At 58.5% G+C, this 14,225-nt stretch carries 14 protein-coding genes and 1 tRNA gene; 5 read left to right on the top strand and 10 right to left on the bottom strand.

Annotated features, from left to right (window positions below; all coding sequences use genetic code 11):
* Positions 1-461: 461 nt before the first annotated feature.
* The gene (locus DK870_RS26480) at positions 462-2,159 is read right to left on the bottom strand and encodes a cyclic peptide export ABC transporter (protein ID WP_090372016.1); all 1,698 of its coding nucleotides are present in this window, start codon (positions 2,157-2,159) and stop codon (positions 462-464) included.
* 319 nt (positions 2,160-2,478) lie between these two features.
* Between DK870_RS26480 and DK870_RS26475 the strand changes: the two genes are divergently transcribed.
* From DK870_RS26475 to DK870_RS26460, 4 genes are all read left to right on the top strand, one after another.
* Positions 2,479-3,294 (top strand): helix-turn-helix transcriptional regulator, encoded by an 816-nt coding sequence (locus DK870_RS26475; protein WP_161550161.1) that lies wholly within the window; start codon positions 2,479-2,481, stop codon positions 3,292-3,294.
* A gap of 62 nt (positions 3,295-3,356) precedes the next feature.
* On the top strand, positions 3,357-4,796 hold the full coding sequence (locus DK870_RS26470; RefSeq protein ID WP_161550160.1) for an efflux transporter outer membrane subunit: 1,440 nt from the start codon (positions 3,357-3,359) through the stop codon (positions 4,794-4,796).
* Complete coding sequence (locus DK870_RS26465; protein ID WP_060756414.1) at positions 4,793-4,999, top strand: hypothetical protein; 207 nt, start codon at positions 4,793-4,795, stop codon at positions 4,997-4,999. Before DK870_RS26470 ends, DK870_RS26465 begins: the two co-directional genes overlap by 4 nt.
* Positions 5,000-5,092: 93 nt before the next feature.
* Positions 5,093-6,556, top strand: coding sequence for a carbohydrate-binding protein (locus DK870_RS26460; protein WP_161550159.1), 1,464 nt, complete (start codon positions 5,093-5,095; stop codon positions 6,554-6,556).
* A gap of 102 nt (positions 6,557-6,658) precedes the next feature.
* Here DK870_RS26460 and DK870_RS26455 read toward each other — a convergent pair whose 3' ends face one another.
* From DK870_RS26455 to DK870_RS26445, 3 genes are all read right to left on the bottom strand, one after another.
* Entirely contained in the window at positions 6,659-7,066 is a 408-nt protein-coding gene (locus DK870_RS26455; protein WP_161550158.1) for a DUF2000 domain-containing protein, read from the bottom strand.
* Positions 7,067-7,197: 131 nt separating this feature from the next.
* Positions 7,198-7,659, bottom strand: coding sequence for a transketolase (locus tag DK870_RS26450; RefSeq protein WP_104993274.1), 462 nt, complete (start codon positions 7,657-7,659; stop codon positions 7,198-7,200).
* 55 nt (positions 7,660-7,714) lie between these two features.
* Positions 7,715-8,731, bottom strand: coding sequence for a 1-aminocyclopropane-1-carboxylate deaminase (locus DK870_RS26445; protein WP_090372028.1), 1,017 nt, complete (start codon positions 8,729-8,731; stop codon positions 7,715-7,717).
* Between the two features lie 195 nt (positions 8,732-8,926).
* On the opposite strand from DK870_RS26445, the gene DK870_RS26440 reads away from it, so the two are divergent.
* Positions 8,927-9,436, top strand: coding sequence for an Lrp/AsnC family transcriptional regulator (locus DK870_RS26440; protein ID WP_104993273.1), 510 nt, complete (start codon positions 8,927-8,929; stop codon positions 9,434-9,436).
* Between the two features lie 129 nt (positions 9,437-9,565).
* Here DK870_RS26440 and DK870_RS26435 read toward each other — a convergent pair.
* From DK870_RS26435 to DK870_RS26410, 6 genes are all read right to left on the bottom strand, one after another.
* Positions 9,566-9,641, bottom strand: a tRNA-Gly gene (locus DK870_RS26435).
* A gap of 59 nt (positions 9,642-9,700) precedes the next feature.
* Positions 9,701-10,261, bottom strand: coding sequence for a CDP-diacylglycerol--glycerol-3-phosphate 3-phosphatidyltransferase (gene pgsA / locus DK870_RS26430; RefSeq protein WP_060756420.1), 561 nt, complete (start codon positions 10,259-10,261; stop codon positions 9,701-9,703).
* Positions 10,262-10,293: 32 nt separating this feature from the next.
* The gene (gene uvrC, locus DK870_RS26425) at positions 10,294-12,117 is read right to left on the bottom strand and encodes an excinuclease ABC subunit UvrC (RefSeq protein WP_161550157.1); all 1,824 of its coding nucleotides are present in this window, start codon (positions 12,115-12,117) and stop codon (positions 10,294-10,296) included.
* A gap of 1 nt (position 12,118) precedes the next feature.
* Positions 12,119-12,760, bottom strand: a complete 642-nt coding sequence (uvrY, locus tag DK870_RS26420) for a UvrY/SirA/GacA family response regulator transcription factor (RefSeq protein WP_003190387.1) — start codon at positions 12,758-12,760, stop codon at positions 12,119-12,121.
* A gap of 205 nt (positions 12,761-12,965) precedes the next feature.
* Complete coding sequence (locus tag DK870_RS26415; protein WP_060756422.1) at positions 12,966-13,400, bottom strand: GNAT family N-acetyltransferase; 435 nt, start codon at positions 13,398-13,400, stop codon at positions 12,966-12,968.
* Positions 13,401-13,419: 19 nt separating this feature from the next.
* Positions 13,420-14,169, bottom strand: a complete 750-nt coding sequence (locus DK870_RS26410) for a carbon-nitrogen hydrolase family protein (RefSeq protein WP_161550156.1) — start codon at positions 14,167-14,169, stop codon at positions 13,420-13,422.
* Between the last annotated feature and the right edge of the window lie 56 nt (positions 14,170-14,225).

Genomic DNA, 14,225 nt, shown 5'->3' with positions numbered 1-14,225 from the left:
GCGATCACCTGCGCGGTAAACCCTGCCACGGCAAGGTTGCTTGATAGGACTTTTTTCGCGACAAGGTCGCCCATGGCCACTGCAGAAAAACGTTTCATAAAAGCCTTCTCAGAGTTTTGTCAGTGCCACCTGGGTCACAGCGCAGCAGCGAGGGAAATTGAGGCAAAAATCGTTAAAAACGTCAGACCAATGGGCAACTCAATCTGCCTATACGGCCTCGTACGCCGGATAAAAAAGCCGCCCACAGCGTGACCTGATAAGCGCATTGGCAAATTTAATCATCGGCGTTTTGGGCTGTATGTCACCCGAATCCCGGACAATCACGGGACACGGAAATATTTCGTAATTTCTCAATTATCTTTTTGATATTTAAGAATTTTTAACCACAAAAAAGCACGACACCTGCAGTTTTTAAACCTATAGGTGTCGTGCTTGGGGGAAAGGCGTCGGCATCGTCTGGATCAGGCGCGACGGTCCTCGGCGACAAGGCTTACATCGGAGACGATATGGCCGTCGACCAACTTGACGATGCGGTCAGCCAATTGGAAGTATTGATCATCATGCGTAATGATCAGCACGGTCTTTCCGCGACGCTTGAGCTCCGGCAGCAACTCTTCATAGAAGAAGCGCTTGAACGGAGGATCCTGGTCCGCCGCCCACTCATCGAGGACATACACCGGGCGATCTTCCAGGTAGGCACACACCAGGGCCAGGCGTTTTTGCTGGCCGTAGGACAGCTCTTTGGTGGTGGAATACCCCAGCCCTTCGATCTTGATTTTTTCGGCCAGGCCCAGTGCGGCCAGGTACTTCTGCGCCTGGGCCGGATTGACCTCCTCGCCTTCAGGACCGATCAGGCGGTTGAACAGATGGAAGTCGCTGAATACCGCGGAAAACAGGTCACGGTAGTCACTGCGGGTTTCATCGTTAACGGCGACGCCGTCGAGCAATATCTGCCCGGCCTGGGGCACGTACAACCCGCATAGCGCCTTGACCAGGGTACTTTTGCCGCAACCGTTGCCGCCGATGATGTAGATCAACTCACCGCTGTTGATGGTCAGGTCGACCGGCCCCAGCGCGAAACCGTTCTCCGCGTCGGCGCCACGATAGTTCATCACCACCCCCTTGAGCGTGATCTGGCGCCAGTGCTTCTTGTGCTCCAGACGCAGGACATTGGTGTTATCCGGCTCGTCCTGTTCGGCGTGGTGTTCGTTGATCAGGAAACCAAATTCGGCGAGACGGCTGACCGCAATCCGCCCTTGCGCCACGACCGGCATTGCACCGATCAGCAACCCCAGCGGTCCCAGGATATACATCACCGTCAACACGCTGCCGGTCATCACTTGACTGTCAGCCACCATCAGCAACGGCAACGCGAACACCAGGCTGCCGATCAGCAGTGACTGGGTGACCAGCCCCATGTTTTCCGCACCGAGGTACCACATATGCTCGATGAAATTGAAGCGCGCCACCCGCGTGGACGATTCCTTGATGGCAGAGCGGCCAAACCAGCGGCGGCGAATGCCGTTGAGCTTCAACTCCTTGAGGCCGAAGACCAGCCCGTGCGTGTGTTCGTTGAAAGCGGTGAACTCATCACGCACGCGGCCGGTGAACTTTACGCCGCCGAGAAACAGGAAGACGTACAGAATCGCACCCACTGCCAACAACGCCAGGGTTAACGCAAACACCGTCCACGACAGGTAAGCCAGGTAAGCCAGGCCGCACATGAACACCGTGCATTCCACCAGGACCACGGGCATCACCAGCAGCGTCGCATTGAGCTGCGGAATATCAGTGGTCAGCAGCGTCAGCACATTGGGCGGGCCGCGCCGATCCACTTCTTCGAGGGGCGAAGAAAGGATTTTCTGGCACAACGCTATGCGCAGGCGCGTCATCAATTTCATGTTGGCGTACGCGGGAAACAAGGTCGCGCCGTTGCGAAACGCCAGCGCCACCACACTCAAACCGACAAACCAGTACAGCAAGTGCAACCGCGATCCCTGCTCGTAGATCGCCTGGTTGATCACGTTCACCACCGCAATCGCCGCCACGCCACTGATGATGCCGGTGACCACTGAAAAGAAGGCCAGCCAGGGATGATTTTGCCAAAGCAGGCGCAAGACCGAGCCCGGCTTGGGCGGCTTCTCATGCTCTTTATTCATGGATTAACTCCTCAAATACACTCAAGACCGGGCGTGGCCCGTCAGGCAAACCGCTGCGACTGGCCAGGGTGCCGGAGCCGCAAGTGTACGGATTGCCCGGAATTCGGCTGTCCCCGAAAGCCTGTACAAAGCGTTGAGTGAGGCAAATCCATGAGGGGCAAGCGGCTGAGACCTGAATGTCCCCGCTTTCTATTACAGACCGTCGCGCAATGAGTGGGCCTAATACGGACCCGAGTTGAACCCTTCAGGAGTGAACGATGGCTGCACTGCTCGCTCACCAACAACTTATAAAAACGGCGCCATCAAGGATGATTGGACTATGGATCTGACCAGCAGTATTCGAAATGCGGACAGCCCACACTTCTATTTCATACTCGGCGAGTTGATCTCCAGTACTGACCAGGATCACTTCGCACTCAACATGCTCAAGCTGATCGACAAACTCTTGCCGGTCACGGCGTTGACGCTCAGCGAATGGACACTCGATAAGTCAAACGCTCAACTGACCGACATCAAGCCCTTGGGCAATGCCGGCGACCCCGCCGACGTCCCTGCGCCCGACGCAAGCCTTCCTGCCCATAACCCTCAATTGCTCAAGGAGGTGCTGGAGATGGAGGGCTCGCTGTTGATCCGTATGAACACGCGCGCCAAAGGTGCAGCCGGCAAGGGCACGCGCCGTGCGGCGCACCAGTGCACGCTGGCGTCACGCGACGGCAACCGGCGCTGCGTGGTGACCTTGTATCGGTCGCCCACGCACAAGGATTTTTCCTTGAGCGAATTGTCGCTGCTCAAGAACCTCTCCGAAGCCCTGCTGCCGCTGATTGAAAATTATGCCCAGTTCAGCCGCCAGAGCTCACTGCGAAAAATGGGCAGCTGGATGGCGACCCTGGTCACCCATCAGGAACCGACGCACATTCATCGCGAATTTCAAAAGCGCCTGGCGTTGTGCGACATCACCCTATCGACCCGCGAACAGGAAGTTTGCCTGGGTTTGCTCAACGGCAAGACGGTGCCGGAAATAGCAGAAACGCTGCAGCTGAAAAATAGCTCTATCGAAACCTACCTCAAGCGTGCAACCGCAAAGCTTGGGGTCAGCGGCCGACATGGATTGACCCGATGGATGGTCGGCGCCTAGCGCAACTCAAGCAACGGGCGGCTGCGCAGCCCCCCGTGCCCCTTTTCAAATGAGGCTGGCTCATGAACAAGTTTGCTTTTTCTCTGGTAACGGTTGCAGTGGCACTGAGCGGCTGCTCGCTCATCCCCGATTACCAGCAACCGGCCGCGCCCGTGGCGCCACAGTACCCCCAAGGCCCGGCGTATGCCGCTGCCGCTGGGACGGTCAGCGAAGAAGCGGCCAGCCAGGGATGGCGCACACTGTTTCGCGACCCGGCCCTGCAGCAACTGATTCAGACCGCCCTGACCCAGAACCGCGACCTGCGTGTGGCCGCCCTGAATGTCGAAGCCTACCGCGCGCAGTACCAGATACAGAGCGCCGACCTGTTCCCGGCGATTTCCGCGGGCGTCGGCGGTACCCGCCAGCGTGTCCCGGCGAGCATTACCCGCACCGGCAAAGCGGCAATCACCTCCACCTATTCGGCGACGCTGGGGATGAGTGCGTACGAACTGGATTTCTTCGGCCGCGTACGCAGCCTCAGCGAGCAGGCGATGCAGGCTTACCTGGCCACCGAGCAAGCGCGCCGCAGTGCGGAACTGAGCCTGGTCGCCAGCGTCGCCAACGCCTACCTGACTTGGCGCGCCGACCAGGAGTTACTGGTGCTGACCCGCCAGACCCTGGCCTCCTACGAGGAAAGCCTGCGCCTGACCACCCGCAGCCTGGCGGTGGGGACCGCGTCGTCACTGGACGCCGCACAGGCGCAAACCAGTGTCGAGAACGCCCGCGCCAACCTGGCTCGCTATGAGCGTCAAGTGGCGCAGGACCGCAACAGCCTGACGCTGTTGATCGGCGGCGCACTGCCGCCATCCTTGCCGGCTCGGCCGCTGGCCAGTGACTTGATCGCCCAGGTGCCTTCCGGCCTGCCGTCGGACCTGCTGCAGCGCCGGCCCGATATCCTGCAGGCCGAATACCAGCTCAAGTCCGCCAACGCCAATATCGGCGCGGCCCGTGCCGCTTTCTTCCCCAGCGTCAGCCTGACGGCGAATGCGGGCGCCTCCAGCTCCCAACTGTCCAGCCTGTTCAAGGGTGGCTCGGGCAGTTGGACGTTCCAGCCCCAGATCAACCTGCCGATCTTCAATGCCGGCAGCCTGCGCGCAAGCCTCGACTATTCCAAGCTGCAGAAAGACATTGGTATCGCGCAGTATGAAAAAACCATTCAGACGGCGTTCCAGGAAGTCTCCGATGGCTTGGCGGCTCGCCAGACCTATGACGATCAACTGAGCGCACAACGCGACCTGGTGCGGGCGAACCAGACCTATTACGACCTCGCGCAACGTCGCTATAAAATCGGCGTGGACAGCAACCTGGTCTTTCTCGATGCACAGCGCTCGCTGTTTTCCTCGCAACAGACGCTGATCACCGACCGGTTGGCGCAACTGGTCGCCGAGGTCAACCTGTACACCGCCCTGGGCGGCGCCTGGGGAGAACCGACCCGCCTGGCCGTTGCCGAGACGCGCCCATGAGCACCTTCGAGCCCGGGCAATATGTACGCCTGCGCTCGGGGGGCAAGAGAATGCTGGTCAAACCAGCGCAGGACAGCACGCACCTGCCCAACACCACGCTGGTGCCCTGTGAATATCAAGAGAAAAAACGCACGGTCGTAGGGTTTTACATCGCCGCCAACCTCAAGTTGGCGGACGCGCCGCCGAAGGCGTCACGCGAGTGAGCACGTCGGCGCTCTGCATCAGCCCAAGCTTGAGCTGACTTCAAATCACAACCGGACAGTTGTTGATTCATTCAAATTCTAAAGGATTGGAATATGAGCAAGATTGATTTTTCCTCAGTAAAGAAACTGGCGAACGATGCAGCGTCGTTGATGCCGTCAATCGCCGGCAAGAAAATCCTCATGGGGTTCTGGCACAACTGGCCGGCGGGTTCCAGTGACGGTTACCAGCAGGGGCAGTTCGCCAACCTCAATCTGGTGGACATCCCCAAGGAATACAACGTGGTGGCTGTGGCCTTCATGAAAGGCAACGGTATTCCCACGTTCAAGCCTTACAACCTGTCGGACGAAGAGTTTCGTCGCCAGGTCGGGGTGCTCAACAGTCAGGGCCGCGCCGTATTGATCTCCCTTGGCGGTGCCGATGCGCATATCGAGTTGCATGATGGTGACGAGAGACCGCTGGCCAGGGAAATCATCCGCCTGGTGGAAACTTATGGTTTCGATGGGCTGGACATCGACCTTGAGCAGAAAGCCATTCACACCGCCAACAACAAGACCGTTTTGCCGGCTGCACTGAAACTGGTGAAGGATCACTACGCGGGCGAAGGCAAACACTTCATTATCAGCATGGCACCGGAGTTCCCCTATCTCGTCACGACCGGGGCGTACGTCGCCTACATCCAGGCACTGGAGGGTTACTACGATTTCATCGCGCCGCAGTACTACAACCAAGGGGGCGACGGTGTGTGGGTCCAGGAAGCCAACGGCGGAAAAGGTGAGTGGATTGCCCAGAACAATGATGCGCTGAAAGAAGACTTCCTGTTTTATCTGACTGAAAGCCTGCTTACAGGCACTCGTGAATACATCAAGATTGCCGCCGACAAATTCGTGATCGGCTTGCCTAGCAATATCGACGCGGCGGCGACCGGGTACGTGATTGACCCGGCGGCGGTGAGCAATGCCTTCAAGCGTCTGGATGCGGCAGGGTTGTCGGTCAAGGGGCTGATGACCTGGTCGGTGAACTGGGATGACGGCCTCAACAAGCAGGGAACCCACTACAACTGGGAGTTCCGCAACCGTTACGCATCACTGATCCACGGCGACAGCGGCAATGAGCGGCCTTCGGCGCCGGGGAGCTTGTCTTCCCCAGCCCGGACGGAAGTCAGCGTGACCTTGAACTGGAGCGCTGCCAGCGGTGTGCGCCCGATCGAGTTTTATACCTTGTATCGCAATGGCAGCCCGGTAGGCCAGACCGCCGCGTTGACCTTTACGGACAATGGCCTGACAGCGGATACCCAGTACAGCTATTTCGTCACCGCCACCGATAGCCAAGGCAATCAGTCGTTGCCGGGTGTCAGCCTGAACGTCAAGACCGCAGGTGGAATGACTGACCCGCAATACCCGGAGTGGCAACTGAATCATCACTATCGCAAGGACGATGGGGTGACGTATGAAGGCAATCGCTACGCGTGTATTCAGGAGCACACCTCCAATAGCGGTTGGGCCCCGAATGTTGCCTTTACCCTTTGGTCCAGGGTGGCGATTCAACGGCGGGCGTGATCCGCCGCAGACGATAACCAAGAGGACGCATTGCCGGCCGCATAAACAAAATGCCCGTACCTTTCGATACGGGCATTTTTGTTTATGTGCCTGGGCTGATTATCACGTGTGAAGCAATAAACCCTTCGTGGCTTTTTCCACGGCTTTTTTGGGCCCTCGAATACCGATCCCAACCAGGTTCAGATGCTGGGGGTCTTCTGCCAGAAATGCCTCACGGTTCGCCTGATCGTGGCCGGTTGAAAACATCGCAAAGACGTAGGGCACTATCGTGATATCGCGTGCCAGAGCTACGCGATGGGCAGTCTGGAGGCCCGCCAAATCGGCTTCGAATATCAGCATCGGCTGTCCCAGCATCTTTGCATAAAGGTGGCCACTCGCATCGGCATAGGCGTCGCCCATGGCTTCGGGAGCCGCCGACGCGATACCGGTTGCAAGAAATGCGACGACGTTCAAACGCTGCCAGATTTTCAAGTCGTTGCGCACGATGATCGCGACTTTGGTGTCGAACATTAGCGGCTCCAATACCGTTTTCATTGGGGGCGGGATTAGCCGGTATTATTCGCAGCAATGACGTCAGCGGCTAGAACGTTTGTGCATGCCCGCTGCGCGGCGCGCACCTCATAGGAGAAACCTGACGGTTGTTAGCTGAAACAACGTTCTTGCAACACGCTTTTCACCAGCGTGCGCGTCACCGACAAAACCTCTTCTACCTGCCTATCAAGCGCTGCTGGGGATGCTGCGTCTTCCAGTTTGAGGACGCGCAGCGGGTGACCGCAGACTGATCCCAGCCAGGTGAGACGGGGTATCGGGCTGACTTCGACATCCAGTAAAAAGCAGCCCTTGGATACACCGCGCAGCAGTTGGCTGGCCTGACAGGGGGTTGCCGGCGCCGAGGCTGTCGGGTTGGAGCCCGACTGCAGCCAGTCGAGCATAAATGCCCTCGATTGCCGGACCGCCAGGTAGGCGACCTGATCCCAGTCGTCAATCGCCATGTGCAACGCGTCAATCAGGTATTTGGGCAAAGCGGCGCTGGTCACGATGACCACCCCGGTATCCGCCAGGGGTTCTTTCACCCAGATTGCAGACTGTGATATCGCATGCATGGTGGTACTCCCGGCAGGATTCTGGACGCGAGCGTGACTCCAGGCAGCGTTACGTTTAACCGTTACGGAACAGGAAGCTGTAGGCGTTCAGCGCCGGCACCCCGCCCAGGTGTGCGTAAAGCACTTTCGAGCCTTCGGGGAATTCACCGCGACGCACCATTTCAATCATGCCGTGCATCGATTTACCTTCGTACACCGGGTCTGTCAGCACCCCTTCAAGGCGGCCGCACAGGCGGATGGCCTCCAATGTGCCTTCGTTGGGCAAGCCATATTCGGGGTAGGCAAAACGCGTATCGAGCACCACATCCGCCTCGGTAATCTCTTGACCCAGCTCCACCAGCTCAGCGGTGTGTCGAGCGATACGCAGGATCTGTGCCTTGGTCTGTTCCGGCTTGGCCGAAGCATCAATACCAATCACCTTCCTGGAACGACCGTCGGCAGCGAAACCGACAACCATGCCCGCCTGCGTACTGCCGGTCACCGAGCAGACCACGATGTAGTCAAACTGGAAGCCCAGTTCTTTTTCCTGCTGCCGCACTTCTTCGGCAAAACCGACGAAACCCAGGCCGCCGTAGGGGTGCTCGGAACAACCCGCCGGAATCGGAAAGGGTTTGCCACCCTGCTCCACGACATCACTCATGGCCTTTTCCCAACTTGGCCGAATGCCAATATCGAAGCCTGCAGCGTCAAGCCGCACGTCAGCGCCCATGATGCGCGACATCTCGATGTTGCCTACGCGGTCATACACTGCGTCGGAATAGTTCACCCAGTTTTCCTGCACCAGTACGCACTTCATGCCCAAGTGGGCTGCGACCGCAGCGACCTGGCGGGTCTGGTTCGACTGAATGCCACCGATGGACACCAGCGTATCGCAACCTTGCTCGATCGCCTCGGGAATGAGGTATTCGAGCTTGCGTGTCTTGTTCCCGCCAAAGGCCAGGCCGCTATTGCAGTCTTCACGTTTGGCATACAGCTCGACCTTGCCCCCCAGGTGTTCACTCAGGCGCTTCAAGGGCGTGATGGGAGAAGGACCGAAGGTCAACGGATAACGTTTAAAACGATTCAGGTTCATGACTGTGCTCCTTGATAGTGGATATCCAAGCGCCAGACGAGAGAAAGAGGCCACATTCCGGGCTCTTTCAGGGGGCTTCGATGAGTTAAATACTAAGAAGAATTCAGAAAATATGTGTTGCAAGTTTTTGCCATTTGGAAAAACATAATTTCCAACAATTCACATCACACACACTTTTAATGTGTAAAAAACGATATGAAAGCAACAAATAATCGCCACAAGCCGGGCGCTACAGCCCCAGAGCCGCAGCCACTGGATCGAACCGACCGCGCGATTCTCAAGGCCCTGCAACGAGATGCCTCCATCTCCAATGTGGCGCTTGCGGAGAAGGTGAAATTGAGTGCCCCGGCCTGCCTCAGGCGTGTCGAGCGGCTCAAGCAGGTCGGCCTGATCAAAGGCATCGTCGCACTGCTGGACAATGACGCGCTGGACGCGGGGATGGTGGTCTTGATCGGTGTCGTGCTGGACCGCTCCACACCGGAATCTTTCGCCGCCTTCGAGGCGGCCGCACAAAAAGTCTCCGGCTGCATGGAATGCCATGTGGTGACGGGAGAGTTCGACTACTTCATGTTGATACGGACCAAGGACAGCAACAGTTTCAACCGGCTCCACGCCGAGCAATTGCTTTACCTGCCCGGCGTTCGCCAGATTCGGTCATTCATGGGGCTGCGCCAGGTCCTGTCGACGACCCAGATTCCGTTTTGAAGCTTGAACCAGATTCGAAAGGCTGCGCGTATGTGGTTTTTTTCGGTGATCGGCGAGTTCCCGCCAGGGCCTGCCTGGAATCTGACGAGCAAAAAAAAGCCACTCGATTGAGTGGCTTTTCTTTGTGTTTGGAGCGGGAAACGAGACTCGAACTCGCGACCCCGACCTTGGCAAGGTCGTGCTCTACCAACTGAGCTATTCCCGCTTGGTGTTGCGCATTCTATAGATTTATCAGAACCCGTCAACCTCTTGATTCAAAAAAGTTTATTTCTTTTCAACGGTAGTGCGCAGATGAGGCCAGGCAGCGCGCAGGTATTGGAGCATGGACCACAGGGTCAGGCCGGCCGCAATCAGCAGCAAGGCGTAGCCAATGAATACCCAGAACGAAAAGTCCGAAGGGTTGGCCAGCAGGATCACCAGGGCGAGCATTTGCGCGGCGGTTTTCCATTTACCCAGGTTCGATACGGCAACATGGGCGCGGGCGCCGATTTCGGCCATCCATTCGCGCAGGGCCGAAACGACGATCTCGCGACCGATGATCACCGCGGCCGGCAAGGTCAGCCACAGGTTACCGTGCTCCTGCACCAGCAGGACCAGGGCCACCGCGACCATGAGCTTGTCTGCCACCGGGTCGAGGAACGCGCCGAACGGCGTGCTCTGTTCCAGGCGGCGGGCCAGGTAGCCGTCGAGCCAGTCAGTGGCGGCGGCAAACGCAAATACCGAACTGGAGGCGGCATAGCTCCATTCGTAAGGTAAATAGAACAGCAAAATAAAAATCGGAATAAGCAGGACGCGTAGAACGGTGATCAGATTAGGGATATTCATCGGCACAACTGGCTACGAGGTGAGAAGGCATTCTATTCGCTGTGCAGATTTGCATAAATCAACTCAGCGAGCTTTTTACTGATACCGGGTGCTTTGGCTATTTCGTCAATGCTGGCACGGGACAGCTCCTGCAAGCCACCAAAATGTTTAAGCAGGTCGCGACGCCGTGTCGGGCCAACCCCCGCCACCCCTTCCAGGGTTGAGGTGCGCCGGGTTTTGCCACGCCGGGCGCGGTGACCGGTAATGGCAAAACGGTGGGCTTCGTCGCGAATCTGTTGAATCAGGTGCAATGCAGGTGAGTCGCCCTTCAAAGTGAACTCATGGGCGGCATCATTCAAGTACAACGTTTCGAAACCGGCCTTTCGCGTGGTGCCCTTGGCCACACCGAGCAGGATCAGATCGGGCACCGCCAGTTCGTTGAGCACGTCACGCGCCATGGACAACTGGCCCTTGCCGCCATCCACCAGCAGGATGTCAGGCAGTTTGCCCTCGCCGTCCTTCAACTTGCTGAAGCGTCGTGTGAGGGCCTGATGCATGGCGGCGTAGTCATCGCCGGCGGTAACGCCTTCGATGTTGTAGCGCCGGTAATCAGATTTGATCGGCCCTTCCGGCCCGAACACCACACAGGAGGCCACGGTGGCCTCGCCGCTGGAGTGGCTGATGTCGTAGCACTCCAGGCGCTGCGGTGGCTCGTCCAGGTGCAGGACCTCTGCCAGGGCGTCAAAGCGTGCGGCAACATGCTGTCGATTCGCCAGGCGTGCGCCCAGGGCCTGCTCGGCATTGGTCACGGCCAATTGCTGCCAGCGCGCCCGGGTGCCGCGTACCCGATGGCTGATATCCAGCTCACGACCACGCAGCTCGTGGATGGCCTCGATCAGCGTGGGAAAGTCTTCATGCACCACGTTGACGATCAGCTCCGACGGCAAGTCGCGCTCCGGACTGCTGACATAGTACTGGCCCAGGAACGCGGCCATGACTTCGGCGACGTCTTCGTCGATGCCGGTCTGCGGGAAGAAATTCTTGCTGCCCAGCACCCGCCCGCCCCGCACGCTGATCAGGTGCACACAAGCACCGCCCGGGTTGACGAAAGCGGCGATCACATCGACGTCACCGCTGCCACCTTCCATGCTTTGCTGGTCCTGGACGCGACGCAGCAGGGAGATCTGGTCACGCAGCTCAGCGGCGCGTTCGAAATCCAGGGTATTGGCGGCTTGCTCCATGGAAACCGAGAGTTCATCGGTGAGTGCATTACTGCGCCCCTCAAGGAACATGACGGAATGGCGAACATCCTCGGCATACTCCGCCGGTTCCACCAGGCCCACGCAGGGCGCCTTGCAGCGCTTGATCTGGTATTGCAGGCACGGCCGCGTGCGGTTCTTGTAGAAACTGTCTTCGCACTGACGCACAAAAAAGGTCTTTTGCAGCAAGCTCAGGCTTTCACGAATCGCACCGGCACTCGGGTACGGGCCGAAATACTTGCCCTTCTGCTTCTTCGCGCCCCGGTGAATGCTCAGACGTGGGAAGGCGCCATCAGATAAAAACACATAGGGGTAGGATTTGTCGTCACGCAGCAGAATGTTATAGGGCGGACGCCATTCCTTGATCAGCGTCTGCTCAAGCAGCAGCGCTTCAGTCTCGTTGGCGGTAATGGTGGTTTCGACCTGGGCGATACGCGCCACCAGCGCAGCGGTTTTCGTCGCGAGACCGGTCTTGCGAAAGTAGCTCGCCAGGCGGTTCTTCAGGTTCTTGGCTTTACCGACATACAGCAGCCGCGCCTCGCTGTCGAACATGCGGTACACGCCGGGGCGGCCACTGCAGGTGGAGAGAAAGGCGCTCGGATCAAACGGTGTGGTCATGTCAGGCGCTGGCGTCCACCATGCCGTGGCGCACCGCGAGCAAGGTCAATTCAACATCACTGCTGATGGCAAGCTTCTCGAAGATACGATAGCGGTAGGTGTTGACGGTTTTTGGCGACAGGCACAGCTTATCGGAGATGGTCTGCACCTTCTGGCAACCCACGATCATCAAGGCGATCTGTATTTCCCGTTCCGAAAGTGCATCAAACGGCGAGTCACTGGTGGGCTGAAACGATTTGATCGCCAACTGCTGGGCAATCTGCGGGCTGATATACCGCTGGCCGGCAAACACCAGGCGAATGGCTTGCACCATCTCCGCCAGGCCCGCGCCCTTGGTCAGGTAGCCCGCCGCGCCTGCTTGAAGCAGGCGTGTTGGAAACGGGTCTTCCTCGCACACGGTCACCACCACGACTTTGATGTCCGGATGGCTGCGCAACAATTTGGTAGTGGCACCAAGACCGCCGATCCCGGGCATCTTGACGTCCATCAAAACCACATCGGGTTTCAACTCCCGGGCCTTGATCAGGGATTCCTCCCCCGATTCGGCCTGGCCGACTACTTGCAGGCCATCGATGTCAGCCAGCATTCGTGTAATGCCTGTACGAACGAGATCATGGTCATCGACTACTAGCACCCTAATCAAGCAGACACCTCGCGATATGGTCTTATAGGTTGCTGAACACCTTAGCAAAAAACCAAGGCGCAGACCTAGCTGCAAGCGTCATATATATAGAGTTTGGATACATAGCGGCCACACAGCGCGACGCGATTAGCGCAGTTTGCTGGGAGAACGGTCAGGATTTACGGGGGTGCGGCCTGTTTTTTCCTGTTCAACCCATCTGAGCAGGTCAGGAAGGCGAGCGACAGACCCTTTCCATCCGCCAGAAGCAGCCTTCGTCACCGACGATACTCAAACCCATGCGCTGATAAAGCCGCCTGGCCGGGTTTGTCTTGAACACGGTCAGGCGCAGCAGACCCTGCTCGCGAGCCTTCAGCGCCATCTGCGCCAACACCCAACTGCCAGCACCTTGCCCGCGCGCACCATCGAGCATATGCAACTCGCGGATGTACAACGCCGCGCTGTCACAACTCACGCTGATAAAACCCATGACATGCCCGTCGCGGCAAACCAGCCAGTTTTCCCGACAGGCCCAGGCGGTATCAAAGCCATTATCCGACCATGACAAACCATACTGCAGGTAATAGTGGTTCATCGCCTCGTAGGTCAGGGTCCGGGCAAACAAGCGGTCCTGAGAGGTCGCTTCGCGCAGGTGAAACCCCATGAGGTTGCGCTCCTTCAACTCAAAGGTCGACTGCGTAGCCACTCCAGCCGCCGTCGGTGCGTTGGGCAACCAGGAGTGCATCGCCAACACCCGGCGCGGCAGCCACCAGGCGCCCCTCGGCGTCCCAGATGGCACTGCGACCGGCGCAAGCCCAGCCGCCAGACGGGCCACCGTGATTGGCCATTAACACCAGCAGGCCATGTTCAACAGCATAGCCCTGGAGCAAGGCACTGTCCGTCGCATAGCCGCCTTCGCTGATCAGCACGCCGGCGGCGTACACACTGGCGCCGGCTTGTGCGGCCTGGCGTGGATGGCTGGCGTGGGAGAAGTCAGCGCAAACCGCCAACGCAATCCGCTCGCTCCCGAACTCAAGCGCCCGGCCACCCTGCCCCGCGACAAATGCCACCTCTTCGCCTGGGTGCAGATGTTGCTTGGTGTAGACCGCCAATGCACCGTCTGCCGCCAACACCAGTGCACCAATCGATACGCCCGCCTCTGGCGCCAACCGGATCGGCATCCCGACCACCACCGTCAAGCGCAGTTCACGTGCGCTGTCGCGCAGCGGTGCCAGCACCCGATCGTGTGGATCAATCGCCAATGCCGCGGCCAAGAACGGCTCATACCCGGTCAACGACAACTCCGGAAATACCAGGCATTGCACACCACGCTCGGCTGCCGCCTGCATGAAAACCAGGTGCCGTTCGATATTGGTCGCGACATCACCCGCGATGGAAATCGATTGAGCCGCAGCAAGGGTCAAGGCAGTCATGGTTACGTCCAGGCAGTCATCAAGGTTCTGTGAGCATATCTCGGCCCATAGCCGTC

The sequence above is a fragment of the Pseudomonas sp. Q1 genome (assembly GCF_009935975.1).
Classification (GTDB): domain Bacteria; phylum Pseudomonadota; class Gammaproteobacteria; order Pseudomonadales; family Pseudomonadaceae; genus Aquipseudomonas; species Aquipseudomonas palleroniana.
Note: the sequence above shows the minus strand (reverse complement) of the source record. Positions and strands in the feature narration are given on the sequence as shown.

What these genes read in the sequence shown, in the direction of transcription:
- DK870_RS26440 (WP_104993273.1), top strand. Translation starts at nt 8,927, where the DNA reads ATGAAAGCAACAAATAATCGCCACAAGCCGGGCGCTACAGCCCCAGAG.
- DK870_RS26450 (WP_104993274.1), bottom strand. Translation starts at nt 7,659, where the DNA reads ATGCATGCGATATCACAGTCTGCAATCTGGGTGAAAGAACCCCTGGCG.
- DK870_RS26465 (WP_060756414.1), top strand. Translation starts at nt 4,793, where the DNA reads ATGAGCACCTTCGAGCCCGGGCAATATGTACGCCTGCGCTCGGGGGGC.
- DK870_RS26480 (WP_090372016.1), bottom strand. Translation starts at nt 2,159, where the DNA reads ATGAATAAAGAGCATGAGAAGCCGCCCAAGCCGGGCTCGGTCTTGCGC.
- DK870_RS26455 (WP_161550158.1), bottom strand. Translation starts at nt 7,066, where the DNA reads ATGTTCGACACCAAAGTCGCGATCATCGTGCGCAACGACTTGAAAATC.
- DK870_RS26415 (WP_060756422.1), bottom strand. Translation starts at nt 13,400, where the DNA reads ATGGGGTTTCACCTGCGCGAAGCGACCTCTCAGGACCGCTTGTTTGCC.
- DK870_RS26445 (WP_090372028.1), bottom strand. Translation starts at nt 8,731, where the DNA reads ATGAACCTGAATCGTTTTAAACGTTATCCGTTGACCTTCGGTCCTTCT.
- pgsA (WP_060756420.1), bottom strand. Translation starts at nt 10,261, where the DNA reads ATGAATATCCCTAATCTGATCACCGTTCTACGCGTCCTGCTTATTCCG.
- DK870_RS26475 (WP_161550161.1), top strand. Translation starts at nt 2,479, where the DNA reads ATGGATCTGACCAGCAGTATTCGAAATGCGGACAGCCCACACTTCTAT.
- uvrC (WP_161550157.1), bottom strand. Translation starts at nt 12,117, where the DNA reads ATGACCACACCGTTTGATCCGAGCGCCTTTCTCTCCACCTGCAGTGGC.
- DK870_RS26460 (WP_161550159.1), top strand. Translation starts at nt 5,093, where the DNA reads ATGAGCAAGATTGATTTTTCCTCAGTAAAGAAACTGGCGAACGATGCA.
- DK870_RS26470 (WP_161550160.1), top strand. Translation starts at nt 3,357, where the DNA reads ATGAACAAGTTTGCTTTTTCTCTGGTAACGGTTGCAGTGGCACTGAGC.
- DK870_RS26410 (WP_161550156.1), bottom strand. Translation starts at nt 14,169, where the DNA reads ATGACTGCCTTGACCCTTGCTGCGGCTCAATCGATTTCCATCGCGGGT.